The organism is Bradyrhizobium sp., from assembly GCF_017881085.1.
Classification (GTDB): Bacteria; Pseudomonadota; Alphaproteobacteria; order Rhizobiales; family Xanthobacteraceae; genus Bradyrhizobium.
On record NZ_JADGRI010000143.1, the window covers coordinates 1 to 12,519 of the forward strand.

The following is a 12,519-nucleotide window of genomic DNA, read 5'->3' on the forward strand; positions in this document are numbered from 1 at the left end:
AGCGTCGCCTGATAGGGCCGGGGGTCGATCTCGACGAGCAGATCCCCCTGCTGGACGAGCTGGCCTTCCTTGAAGGCGACCTTGTCGATTTGGCCGTCGACACGGGTTCGCACGACCACGGTGTTGAAACCCTGCACCGTCCCGAGCCCGCTCAGATAAACCGGAAAATCAGCTTTCAGGACGGGTGCGATGGTGACGCGAACCGGATTGCGAACCGATTTTTGCGCGTTGCTGGCTGCCGCCGCCTGGTTTTCGGCGTGAAACCGCTGCCAGCCGTAATACCCTCCAGCGGCGAGTACTGCGGCCAGCAAAACCCAACGGATGGTCCGCGCTACGGTCATGTCAGCTCATGCGTTCAAGAATAAGTAGCGGGTCTTCAAAACGGTTCCCGTGGGGCGGATATAATATGCGTGCACTTAATGTGTAAACACACTATAGCTTGAAGAAACCTAAACAATTGGAAAGCTTCGGGGGCGGGAAACTACGGGATGTCTCTCGATCTTAAACGCCAGCTCGTTGCGCAACTAGTCGAAAGCTCGCGCCTGTTACGCAACTATATCGATCACCGCGCCAAGGCCCGCGGCACGACGCGTGCGCAATGGATCGTGCTGTTCCGGTTGCGGCAGCAGGAGGGGTTGTCCCAGGTCGATCTGGCCGATGTGCTCGAGCTGCAGCCGATCTCGCTGGTGCGACTGCTCGATCGTCTGGTCGAGCACGGTCTGCTCGAGCGACGGCACGATCCCAAGGACCGCCGTGCCAACCGGTTGTTCCTGACCGCGAGCGGTCGGCAGCTTGTCGACGACCTCGACAGCCTGCGGGATTCCATTGCGTCGGATGTGCTGCGGGACATCCCCGACAGCGCGATCGAAACCAGCCTGCAAGCGCTCCGGGACATCAAGGATCGGATCAAGGGCCTGGCCGAACCTTCCGGCACCATCGCAGCCAAGTAAACCGAACAAGTCTGAAAGTCGCAGGCGCGCCGTTCGCTTCGTGACGTCGCGCGCGCATGTTCCGAAATTGAACGTTTCCAATCTGGATCATGCCGCGACGCGTTGTCACCGCGGCAAGCGTCGTTCATATCACGGCGGGTGCGACCGTTGCGTCTGGATAGCAGCGCGCGCCACAACTTGAGGATGGCATGATGGATGAATTGAACGGACGCATGATCGCCTGCCAGATTCTGATCACCGGCCTGATCGCGCGCGTCGCCAACAATTCACCCGATCCGTTGCGGTTTCTGACCGACTTTCGCGATGAGATCAGGGCCGTGGTGAAGGGCGTCAACATCGCCGGAATGGACAACACGGATCGCGTGCGGCAAGTCGCCCAGCGAACCGTCGATGAATTGTTTTCGCTGATGAAGCCGCCCAGCGTCGACTGATCGATGCAGGAAAGCTCGATTTGGCAATCGCTTCTTGCATCAGTTTAGAACGCCTACAAACGCTGCTTTAGAACGATTTCAAATTCCAGCTTAGAATCGTTTTGATCTGGATGTATTCAAGCAAAGCAAAGTCGCATTCGCATTGACCCGAATTTTTTCGCTCGATACCAACACTACTTCGCTCGTTGCAAATGAACCGCATGAGCGAATGGGGATCTGGTTCGAGGGGCAAGCGGGATGGGTCAGGCAATAGCACCGAGGTCGTTGCGTTCAGTTGCGACGGTTAACCTCGGCAACGAAACTTTCGAGAATTATTCTGGACGAAAAGTCTCGGCGGTCGCCGGCCTGATCGCGGTGGCTTCGTTCTCGGGCGCCGAAGCCCAGCAATCGAACCTTCCGCCGGTGACGGTCGATGCCCCGGTGGAGCGGCCGCGCCCTGCGATGTCAAGACCTACTCCGGACCAGATACGCGCACGCAACGCGCTGCGCCGTGCGGCGCGGCGGACGCAGCCCGCGCAGGTCGCTGCGGTGCCGTTTCCCAACGCGGGCGGCTTGCAGGCCGACCGCAATCCCTATGCGGACGCGGCCGCGCCCTACAAGGTCGACCATTTGCAGGCGTCGGGTAAATTCCCGGAGCCGCTGTTGAACACGCCGAAAACCGTCACCGTGCTGAGCAAGGAGGTTCTGGAAGACAAGAACGCCACCACGCTGAAGCAGGCGATCCTGAGCACCGCCGGCGTGACGCTCGGAACCGGCGAGGGCGGCAATGCCTTCGGCGACCGCTTCTTCATTCGCGGCTTCGACGCCCGCAACGATGTTTTCCTCGACGGTGTGCGCGACGCCGGCGTCAGCGTTCGCGAGAATTTCTTCACCGAGCAGGTCGAGATCCTGCGCGGACCGGGCTCGTCGTTCGCCGGGCGCGGCACCACCGGCGGCGCGATCAACATCGTCTCCAAGCAGGCGACACCGGAAAAAAGCTTCTACAACATGGATACAACCTTCGGCACCGACCGCACCAAGCGCGTCGTGCTCGACGTCAACCAGGTGATCAGCCCGACGCTGGCGGTGCGCGCGGGAGGATTGTTCCAGGATGCCGGCGTCGCTGGCCGGGACTATGTCAAGGACGACCGCAATGGCGGGTTTGTCACGGCGAAGTGGACACCGCTCGACACGGTCAAATTGACGGCGGGCTACATTCACACCGAGCTGCACGGACTGCCGGATTTCGGCGTTCCGTATGACCGGCCGAGCACGGCGAGCACCGCCGGGGGGCCGTTCCCGGGTTTCGGCGCCAACCGCAACAATTTCTACGGCTTCGTCGATCGCGATTTCTACCGGGTCGGGCAGGACATCGGAACCATCAATGGCGAGGTCCAGATCACCGCGGACCTCACCCTGAGCGACAAGGTAAGGGTTTCCCGCTCGACACTGAACTATATCGGTACGCTTCCGGAGTCGCCGGTTCTCGCCAATCCGCTTTCGGCGTCGACGCTCAGCGCCAATCCGCAGAGCCGCTATCAGATCACCGATGTCGTCGCCAACCAGACCGAAGCAACCTACAAGTTCGCTTCCGACGGCTGGAAGCACACCGCGCTCGCCGGCATCGAGGTCTCGCGTGAAACCGCCAGTATCGACAAATATACCGGGCTGACTTCGGAGACGACCGGCACTGCCTTCTCAGGCAGCGGATCGGTGAGCGGTGTCAGCGTCTTCGCCCCGCAATACACGTTCCTGCCGTTCGGAACGCCGGCGCTCGCGGGTCTGCCCACGCGGCTCGGCATCGACACCAAGAGCGTCTATCTGCTCGATACCGCCAACTACAACGATCTCGTCATCCTCAATGGCGGACTTCGGTACGACAATTACAACATCTCCACCAACGGCTACGGAACAGTGAACGGCGTAGCGAACGTGTTTGGCGCGCAATCCGCCGAGTTCGGCTTGCCGAACTTCAACCTCGGCCTGGTGCTCAAGCCGCTGCCGATCGCCAGCGTCTATGCCGCCTACGCGACCTCGTCGAATCCGGTCGGCGCCGAATTCGACGGCACCAGCACCGCCTATGGCGGGCTGGCGCCGTCGCTCAATGGCAACGCGAACCAGATATTTGGCCCCGAAAAGAACAAGGCGATCGAGCTCGGCACCAAGTGGGAGCTGTTCGACCGGCATTTGCTGCTGACCGCCGCGCTGTTCCAGACGGAAAAAGACAATGCGCGTGAATCGCAAAACGTCACTGCTGCCACTGCGACGGCAGCGTGTCCCTATCCGGCCAACACGACAGGCTCGGTCGCTTGCATCAGTGCGGGCGCAGCGTACCGCATCAGGGGTATCGATCTCGAAGCGGGCGGCAAGATCACCGACAAATGGAGTGTCTTCGGCGGACTCGTGCTGATGCAGTCGGAAGTGACGAAGTCGCTGATCCCGCCCGCCAACACGATTCTGTTCAAGAGCAATGTCGGGCTGCGACTGGCCAACGTCGCACATCAATCGTTCAGCCTGCTCAGCAAATACCAGCTCACCGACGTCTGGGAGCTTGGCGGGCAGGCGGTCTACCGGTCGAAGATGTATGGCGGCACTTTCCTCGCCGCGAACCAGGGCACGTCGCTGCCGAGTTACTGGCGCTTCGATGCTTTTGCCGAGGCCAAGATCGACAAGAACTGGACCGTGAAGCTGTTCGTCGCAAATATCTTCAACAAGCTCTATTACGACGCGCTTTACCAGAGTGCGGCGCCATTCGTTCTCGAGGCGCCGGGCCGCAGCGCCTCGCTGGTCATCTCGGCGAGGTTCTGACCGCCATGCTGATCTGTGTCCCCAAGGTACTGAGCAAGAACGAGGTGGCGGATTTCCGCCTCCTGATGGACGGCCACGCGTGGGAAGACGGCCGTTCCACCGCCGGCGCGCAGTCGGCCGATGTCAAAAGCAACGAGCAATTGCCGCCGGACAGCGAACTGGCGCGCAAGCTCGGCAACCGCATCATCTCGGCGCTGACGGCCAGCCCGCGGTTCGTCTCGGCCGCGGTGCCGCTGCAGATCTTTCCGCCGCTGTTCAACCGCTATGCCGCCGCGGGCGGGCACCATTTCGGCATCCACGTCGACAACGCCGTGCGCGGGGATCATCTTAGCGGTTTGCGGATCCGGACCGACCTGTCGGTCACATTATTCCTCTCCGAGCCGGCCGAGTATGACGGCGGGGGACTGGTGGTCGAAGATCTCTACGGCTCCCACGAGGTCAAGCTGCCGGCCGGCGATCTCGTACTTTATCCCTCGTCCAGCCTGCACATGGTGACCCCGGTCACCCGCGGCATGCGCGTGGCGTCGTTTTTCTGGCTGCAGAGCATGATCCGCGATGCCCAGGCCCGCACCATGATTTTCGATCTCGACACGGCGATCCAGGAACTGGTCGGGCGTCTGGGGCGAAATGACCCTGAAACGGTCAAATTGACCGGCATCTATCACAACCTCATTCGCTACTGGGCCGAAGTATGAACACTTGGCTAGGCGCGACCCCCGAGATGTTATATTGTAACAAAGGGAGCAGCCGAGGCGGGTTTGCAGAACTTCCGGTCAAGGCACGTGCCGACATGAAATGGTTCCGATCGAACATCAGGCTGGGGTCGAGGCTCGCGATGCTCGCGCTGGCGATCCAGTTCCTGTTGTCGTTCGGACATTTCCACGGCGACAGCGCGTCGGCGGCGTCCGTGTCGACTGGCGCGATGCGGGCGGGGCTGCATCACGGGCTCGCGGTTGCGCAGGCGAGCGCATCGCACCGGGCTTCGCAGGCGGACATCCTTCGCCCCAAGGTCTTGGTTCCGATCAGGTCGAAGACCTCCGACCATCTGCCGGCCGGCCAGCCCTGTGATGACTGTGCGATCTGCGCCGTCATGGCGCTGGCCAATGCCATGGTGGATGCGGCGCCGCCTTTGCTGCTGTCGCCTCATGCGACCGCATTCTCGTATTTGGTGGCTGACGCACGGTTCGCCGAACCGAACTCGGCTCGTGTCGCATTCCAGCCGCGCGCTCCGCCGATCGCTTGACATCGGCGGCCCGCATGGGCGCGTTCACGCGCCATTCGGCGCATCGCGATCTCTCCCGGCATTCCACAAGCGCTTTGACTGGCCGGATGCATGCGTCACAATCAGATCCGCTACTGGACCGAAATATGAACAGCTTATCCTTTCGAGCGACCTACGGCCTGATGTCGGCACTGGCGATGCTGGTGCTGGCGTCGCCATCATCGGCGCAACAACCGAATGCGGCTCCCGCGGCTCAACAAGCTCCCGCGTTGTCCCAACCCGCGACCGTTCCGGCACAGGTTGCGCCCGCGATGCAGGCCCCGACACCGGCGCTGCCTCTTTCATCCGCCCCGGCGCCTGCGGCCTCCGACGCGACCGCGGCGGCTTCGGCCGATGCCGGCAAGCCGCTGAAAACGACCGGGCTGCACGAGCTGTCGCCGTGGTCTATGTTCCTGTCGGCGGACATTCTGGTCAAGGCCGTGATGATCGGGCTGGCCTTCGCCTCGCTGGTGACCTGGACCGTCTTCATCGCCAAGATGATCGAGCTGTCGGTCGTGCAGCGCAGGTTGCGCGGGGCGCTCAGGAAGATCGGCGACGCCCGGTCGCTGGCGGAAGCGCAGTTCTCGCTCGGCGCCAAGGACAGCGTGTTGTCGTCGCTGCTGGCGGCCGCGATGCGCGAGGGCAGGCTCTCGGCGGGAATTTCCAGCGACGCCGGCATCAAGGAACGGGCGGCCTCGAGCTTTGCCGAGATCGTGCGCGCCGAGGCGCGCCGGATCCGGCTCGGCATGGGCGTGCTGGCGACGATCGGCGCGACGTCGCCGTTCGTCGGGCTGTTCGGCACGGTGTGGGGCATCATGAACAGCTTTATCGGCATCTCGAAATCGCAGACCACCAATTTGGCCGTGGTCGCGCCGGGCATCGCCGAAGCCCTGCTCGCCACCGCCTTCGGGCTTGCCGCGGCGATCCCGGCCGTCATCATCTACAACCACTTTTCGCGGGTGACGAAGGGCTACCTCGAACTGGTCGGCCGGGCCTCGGGCGCGGCGGCGCGGCTGTTGTCGCGCGATCTCGATCGCACCCATGTCAGTTCGCTTGGCAGCGTGAATTCGCGCGCGGCGGAGTAGGGCGATGGGCATTTCGATCTCCGATAGCGATCTCGACGACGACAACGATTTCGCGGAAACGCATGAGATCAATGTCACGCCGTTCATCGACGTCATCCTCGTCCTGCTGATCATCTTCATGGTGGCGGCGCCGCTGTCGACGGTGGATCTTCCGATCGATCTGCCGTCGTCGACCGCGGCCCCGCAGAAGAAGCCGGACAAGCCGACCTACCTCACGATCAAGCCCGATCTGGCGCTGGCGATAGGGGAAAGCCCGGTCAAGCGCGGCGATCTGGTGCGAACGCTGGATGGGATGGCTGATACGAGCAAGGACCGCTTCATCTTCCTGCGCGCGGATCGCGCGGTGCCGTATGGCGAGATGATGGACGTGCTGGAACTCCTGCGCGCCGGCGGCTATTCGAAGATCAAGCTGGTGGCGCTGGAAGGCGTTCCGAACGCGGCCTCATCAGCGCCGGAAAATCCAAAACCCTGAGCAGACGACCTGGAGCATGTGACGTAATCGCGATGTCCGACCTCGATATTGAATCAAGATCGTCCCGGCGGCTGTGGATTTTCGCAGGCCTGGGCGCGCTCGCGCTTCATCTGGGCGGCGCGGCGCTCGCGGTCGCGCATCTGCGCAGTGTCGATCTCGACGACGACCTCGGCGCGCCCGCGATCGAGATCGGCCTGGAGATGACGGCGCCGCATCTGGAACCGACCGACCTGCCGCCGGGTCCGGATACCGAGGCCTCCGTCGCGTCGCCGGCAATTGCCGAACAGAAGGCCGAACTGAAGGACAGCGAGCTGCCGAAGGACACGCCGACCGAAACCGAAGATCCGGACCGGGTGGTGACGCCGAACGATTCCCATAAACCAAAAGAGGACGACGCAAAAATCGCCGCGGTGCAGGCAACAGCCTCGACGGAATCGGTCGCCGCGGAGGCCACCGCTACTCCCAGCTCGGAAAATATTCCGCAAGGGACGCGCTCGGTCGCTCCCGCGCAGGGCACCGGCGAAAGCACACGGCGGATACGCGCGACCTGGCAGAAGGAACTGATCGCGCATCTCGACAAGCACAAGCGCTATCCGGCGGAGCGTTCGCTGCAGAGCGCCGAGATCCTGGTCTCTTTCGCGCTGGACCGGATGGGACATGTCTTGTCGGCCAATGTCGTCAAGGGGTCCGGCGACGCGGCCTTCGATCAGGCGGCGTTGGCGATGGTGCGAAAATCCGATCCGGTACCGCCGCCGCCGCCAACGGTAGCCGACGAGGGATTAAATTTTACGCTGCCGGTGATTTTCCGGATCAAGGGAAAGAGCTGACTTTCGGAAGCCCTGCTATGGCGCCGGCTCCGCCTTCGCCTCACTGCAGATAATACCGGATCCCGACATAGACCACGACGAGGCAGGCGAAGATCAGCGCCACGGGAAGCCGGGGTTTGGCGTCCGGACCACCCATCCCCTTCGGTCCGGCGGGTTTCTTCGGGGTAGGCGGCCGCTTGAAGGCGGTGACGTTGTCCTTCGCCTGAACGGTCGATTGGACGGGAAGCTCGGGCGGCGCGCCGGCCCCGCCCATTTCGCCGTAATAGGCTTGGTACATGAGCTTGATGGTGGCCTCGGTCGCCTCGGGCTCGGGCATCTGCTTGAGCAGCGCCTTGTAGCTTTCGAGAAAGGTCTGGGCTTCCGGGGGCAGGGCGGAGGCACCGTTCAGCTTGGCCATCATCTTCCAGGTCGCAAAATCGGCTCTAGCCCTGGTGTCGGCGCGTCGCGCGATCAACATATCGGCAGCCTTGATCACCATGCCTTCAGCCTCTTTTCGCGTTTCCTCATACAAAGAGGACTACGCGTTCCCGGTTACCACCAGAAGCAACTGGATCACATAGCCGGTCATCGCTCGCAGTATAGTTGAGATAATATCAAGATTTAGACCGAACTGCGAACCGACGATAGGAAGCAGGATCAGAATTCCGATCAGGATCAGCATCCCGAACGGTTCCAGCCGGGCGAGCGGGGCGGCGAGCGCCCTCGGCAGCAATCCGACCGCGACCCGCCCGCCGTCCAGCGGGGGAATTGGCAGCATATTGAAGACCGCCAGCACGACATTGATGAGAACCGCATTTTGGAGGTTGTCGGCGACCCATTGCGCCGCGTTCGGCGGCAGATACCCCACGACATGGAAAGCCAGTGCCGCGACCAGAGCCAGCGCGATGTTGGTGCCGGGGCCTGCCAGCGCCACCCAGACCATGTCGATCCGGGGATTGCGTAAGCTGCGAAAATCCACCGGCACCGGCTTGGCGTAGCCGAACAGAAACGGCGAGTGGGCGAGCAGCAGCATCGCCGGCAGTATCAGGGTGCCGAAAGGATCGATGTGCTTGAGCGGATTGAAGCTGACCCGGCCGCGTTCATAGGCGGTGTTGTCGCCCAAGGCATGTGCGACAAAGCCGTGTGCGGCCTCGTGGAAGGTGATGGCGATGACGAGGGGCAATACCCAGACCGACAGGTCGTAGAGCGTGATGTTCACTTGTGTCCTGACCAGCTCGAATGATGAGCCGGATTATCATGTATTCATGAACGGTCCGCTTCGACAGCGGCTTGCCGGTCAGGCCGGCACCGTCCCCTCATATTGCGGCAGGCCGTCGTCGAGCTTCACCCAGTCCATCTTCTCCGCGACCCAGATGTGCTCGGTCGGCGCGAAGGCGTTGCGGTCGTCGAAGGTCGCGAGCGCGACGCCCGCGGCGGTGCCATTCTTGCGCCAGGAAAACAGCCGGGTGCCGCAGGTCTTGCAGAACACGCGCTCGAGCGTTTTTGACGATGCATAGCGGGCGGTCTCGCCGTCGACCGTGAGCGCGCTTTGCGGAAACAGCGCGCGGGCAAAGAACGGCGACCCCATCGCCTTCTGGCAGTTGCGGCAATGGCAGATCCGGACATTGATCGGCTCGCCCTCGGCGCTGAACCGCACCGCGCCGCACAGGCATCCGCCTTCCCTGATCATGATGGACTCCGGATCAAATAGCGCGTTTTGCTAGCACTCGTCCTGATGAGGAGCGGCGCCTCCGCCGCGTCTCGAATGAGGCCCCGCCGCGGCCTCATGGTTCGAGACGGCGCAAGAGCGCCTCCTCACCATGAGGAGCAAATTCTCTAATACGTCGCCCGCCCGCCGGAAATGTCGAACACCGCCCCGGTGGAGAACGAGCAATCCTCCGACGCCAGCCACGCCACCATCGCGGCGAGCTCTTCCACAAGGACAAAGCGGTTTTTCGGGATCTTCGACAGCATGAAGTCGATATGCGCTTTCGTCATCTGGTCGAAGATCGCGGTCTTGGCGGCGGCCGGGGTCACCGCGTTGACGGCGATTTCGTAGCCGGCCAGTTCCTTGCCGAGCGATTTTGTCAACGCGATCAGGCCGGCCTTCGAGGCCGAGTAGTGGGCTGCGTTGGGGTTGCCTTCCTTGCCGGCGATCGAGGCTATGTTGACGATGCGGCCGTAGTTCTGCTTGACCATCGAAGGCACGATTGCCTTGCAGCAGATGAAGGGCCCGTCGAGATTGACGCGCAGCACCTTGCGCCACTCGTCGAGGTCGGTTTCCCACACCGTCTTGTTGATGCCGGCGATGCCGGCATTGTTGACCAGGATGTCGATCTTGCCGAGCGCCTTCAGCGTCGCGTCGCGCGTCTGCTCCACCGCGGCCAGATCCGACACGTCGACCTTGAACGCGGTGACGCCGCTGCCGATTTCCTTCGCCGTCTTCTCGGCGAACGGCAGGTCGTGATCCCAGATCGCGACCCTGGCGCCGGAGGCGACAAAGCGCTCGGTGATCGCGCGCCCAAACCCCTGCGCGCCGCCGGTGACGACGGCGCAGCGGCCGTTCAGATCGATCTTGTTCATTGGGGAAGATCCTTTCGTTCTGTGATGCTCATGGTGAGGAGCGCGCTCTTGCGCGCGTCTCGAACCATGAGGCCCGTGGCCCATCCTTCGAGACACGGCCAAAAAGCCGCTCCTCAGGATGAGGAAATCTCTGCGCTGCGCCTACAGCGTCCAGCCGCCATCGATGATGTGGGCGACGCCGGTGGTGAAGGCGCTCTCGTCGCTGGCGAGGTAGACCGCGAGCGAGGCGATTTCCTCAGCGGTACCGAGCCGTCCCATCGGCTGGCGGCTGACGAACATCTCGCGGCCTTGCGGACCCGCCGCGGCGGCTCGGCCGAGCATCGACGGTGTTTCGATGGTGCCCGGGCAGATGCAATTGCAGCGGATGCCCTTCGTGATGAAATCGACCGCGACCGCGCGGGTCAGCGCCGCGACCGCGGCCTTGGTGGCGCCGTAGACGTAGCGGTTGGGGGCCGCCTTGAACACGCCGGCGGCCGAGGAGATGTTGACGATCGAGCCGCCGCCTTTTTCCAGCATGCCCGGCAGGAACGCCCGCAGCGTCCGGTGCATCGACTTGACGTTGAGGTCGAAGGAAAAATCCCAGTCCTCGTCCGAGCAATCGAGCACGGTGCCGTGATGCACGAAGCCCGCCGCGTTGAACAGGATATCGACCGGGCCGACGCGTTTGGCCATCGCGGTGACGGCGGCAGTATCACGCACGTCGAGCCGCGCCGTTTCCGAAATGCCTTCCGAGGCGAGCGAAGCGAGCCCCTTTTCGTCGATGTCGGTGGCGAATACCGTGGCGCCTTCGCGCGCAAAGGCGATGGCCGTGGCGCGCCCGATGCCCGCAGCACCTGCGGTCACGAATGCGCGTTTGCCCTTGAGGCGGTCTGACATGTTCTGCTCCCGAAAGTTATCGTCGAATTTCGCTGGTCATACGCGGGCTTGATCCGCGTATCCATCTTCTTTCTGAAGAATGAGGGATTGCCTGGTCAAGCCCGGCAATGACGACAGATGCCTTAATGATTATCCCTCGCCACGCCGACTTTCCCGGCGATGTCGTGATAGCGCGTGGCGAATTCCATGCAGGCGCCGGTGGCCTGCTGGCCCACGGTGGAGCGATAGAGCTCCTGCCACGGCGTCTGGTTGGCGGGATAGGGGAAGCCGCCTCTTGCCTTCAACTCCGCTCGCCGCTTCCTGATCTCCTCGTCCGAAATCAGGATATTGGCGCTGGCTTTGTTGAGGTCGATGCGAACCTTGTCGCCGGTCTTGAGGATCGCGAGCCCGCCGTCGGCGGCAGCTTCCGGCGTCGCGTTCAGGATCGACGGCGAGCCCGAGGTGCCAGACTGCCGGCCGTCGCCGATGCAGGGCAAGGACAGGATGCCGCGTTTGATCAGCGCGGCCGGCGGCTGCATGTTCACGACCTCGGCGCCGCCGGGATAGCCGATCGGGCCGGTGCCGCGCACGAACAGGATGCAGTGCTCGTCGATATCGAGCGAGGCATCGTCGATCCGCGCGTGATAATCCTCCGGCCCCTCGAACACGATGGCGCGTCCCTCGAACGCGTTCGGATCCCTGGGGTTGACCAGATAGCGGTCGCGAAATTCCTTTGAGATCACGCTTGTCTTCATGATCGCGGAATCGAACAAATTGCCGCGCAGCACCAGAAAGCCGGCGTCCTTCACCAGCGGCTTGTCATAGCCCCAGATCACGTCGCCGTCGGGCTTCGGCGCCTCCCGGCAATTGTCGCCCATGGTTCGGCCGTTGACGGTCATGGCGTCTTCATGGATGCGCTTGTGTCGCATCAATTCGCCCACCACGGCCGGCACGCCGCCGGCGCGATGATATTCCTCGCCGAGGTAGAAGCCGGCCGGCTGCATGTTCACCAGCAGCGGAACGTCGTGGCCGAATTTCTGCCAGTCCTCGATCTCAAGTTCCACGCCGATGTGGCGGGCGAGGGCGTTGATGTGGATCGGCGCGTTGGTCGAGCCGCCGATTGCCGAATTGACGACGATGCAGTTCTCGAACGCCTTTCGGGTCAGGATGTCCGACGGTTTCAGATCCTCCCAGACCATGCCGACAATGCGGGTGCCGGTTTCGTAGGCGATCTGGCCGCGCTCGCGATAGGGGGCGGGGATCGCGGCGCAGCCGGGCAGGGACATTCC

At 62.9% G+C, this 12,519-nt stretch carries 15 protein-coding genes; 8 read left to right on the plus strand and 7 right to left on the minus strand.

The window, feature by feature from the left end:
• Window positions 1-341 (minus strand): biotin/lipoyl-binding protein (locus QZ213_RS15040; protein ID WP_291686875.1); only part of this gene is annotated, 341 nt, incomplete at its 3' end.
• Window positions 342-488: 147 nt separating this feature from the next.
• Between QZ213_RS15040 and QZ213_RS15045 the strand changes: the two genes are divergently transcribed.
• The 8 genes from QZ213_RS15045 (at window position 489) to QZ213_RS15080 (ending at window position 7,813) form a co-directional block, all read left to right on the plus strand.
• The gene (locus tag QZ213_RS15045; protein WP_291686876.1) at window positions 489-950 is read left to right on the plus strand and encodes a MarR family transcriptional regulator; all 462 of its coding nucleotides are present in this window, start codon (window positions 489-491) and stop codon (window positions 948-950) included.
• A 191-nt stretch (window positions 951-1,141) separates the two neighbouring features.
• A complete protein-coding gene (locus QZ213_RS15050; protein ID WP_291686877.1) occupies window positions 1,142-1,381 on the plus strand; it encodes a hypothetical protein in 240 nt (79 codons plus the stop codon).
• A gap of 237 nt (window positions 1,382-1,618) precedes the next feature.
• Entirely contained in the window at window positions 1,619-4,168 is a 2,550-nt protein-coding gene (locus tag QZ213_RS15055) for a TonB-dependent receptor (RefSeq protein WP_291686878.1), read from the plus strand.
• A 5-nt stretch (window positions 4,169-4,173) separates the two neighbouring features.
• Window positions 4,174-4,863, plus strand: a complete 690-nt coding sequence (locus QZ213_RS15060; RefSeq protein ID WP_291686879.1) for a Fe2+-dependent dioxygenase — start codon at window positions 4,174-4,176, stop codon at window positions 4,861-4,863.
• A 140-nt stretch (window positions 4,864-5,003) separates the two neighbouring features.
• Window positions 5,004-5,411, plus strand: a complete 408-nt coding sequence (locus tag QZ213_RS15065) for a DUF2946 domain-containing protein (RefSeq protein ID WP_291686880.1) — start codon at window positions 5,004-5,006, stop codon at window positions 5,409-5,411.
• Between the two features lie 125 nt (window positions 5,412-5,536).
• Window positions 5,537-6,514, plus strand: coding sequence for a tonB-system energizer ExbB (gene exbB / locus QZ213_RS15070; protein ID WP_291686881.1), 978 nt, complete (start codon window positions 5,537-5,539; stop codon window positions 6,512-6,514).
• Between the two features lie 4 nt (window positions 6,515-6,518).
• Complete coding sequence (gene exbD, locus QZ213_RS15075; RefSeq protein WP_291686882.1) at window positions 6,519-6,986, plus strand: TonB system transport protein ExbD; 468 nt, start codon at window positions 6,519-6,521, stop codon at window positions 6,984-6,986.
• Between the two features lie 32 nt (window positions 6,987-7,018).
• The gene (locus QZ213_RS15080; RefSeq protein ID WP_291686883.1) at window positions 7,019-7,813 is read left to right on the plus strand and encodes an energy transducer TonB; all 795 of its coding nucleotides are present in this window, start codon (window positions 7,019-7,021) and stop codon (window positions 7,811-7,813) included.
• A 40-nt stretch (window positions 7,814-7,853) separates the two neighbouring features.
• Here QZ213_RS15080 and QZ213_RS15085 read toward each other — a convergent pair whose 3' ends face one another.
• The 6 genes from QZ213_RS15085 to QZ213_RS15110 all read right to left on the minus strand — a co-directional run.
• Window positions 7,854-8,270, minus strand: coding sequence for a hypothetical protein (locus QZ213_RS15085; protein ID WP_291686889.1), 417 nt, complete (start codon window positions 8,268-8,270; stop codon window positions 7,854-7,856).
• A 60-nt stretch (window positions 8,271-8,330) separates the two neighbouring features.
• Complete coding sequence (locus QZ213_RS15090; RefSeq protein WP_291686884.1) at window positions 8,331-9,011, minus strand: site-2 protease family protein; 681 nt, start codon at window positions 9,009-9,011, stop codon at window positions 8,331-8,333.
• 78 nt (window positions 9,012-9,089) lie between these two features.
• Window positions 9,090-9,482 (minus strand): GFA family protein, encoded by a 393-nt coding sequence (locus QZ213_RS15095; RefSeq protein ID WP_291686885.1) that lies wholly within the window; start codon window positions 9,480-9,482, stop codon window positions 9,090-9,092.
• A gap of 146 nt (window positions 9,483-9,628) precedes the next feature.
• Complete coding sequence (locus tag QZ213_RS15100; protein WP_291686886.1) at window positions 9,629-10,375, minus strand: SDR family NAD(P)-dependent oxidoreductase; 747 nt, start codon at window positions 10,373-10,375, stop codon at window positions 9,629-9,631.
• A 141-nt stretch (window positions 10,376-10,516) separates the two neighbouring features.
• Window positions 10,517-11,251, minus strand: coding sequence for an SDR family oxidoreductase (locus QZ213_RS15105; RefSeq protein WP_291686887.1), 735 nt, complete (start codon window positions 11,249-11,251; stop codon window positions 10,517-10,519).
• Window positions 11,252-11,373: 122 nt separating this feature from the next.
• The coding region (locus tag QZ213_RS15110; protein WP_291686888.1) for a dihydroxy-acid dehydratase at window positions 11,374-12,519 on the minus strand (1,146 nt) is incomplete at its 5' end.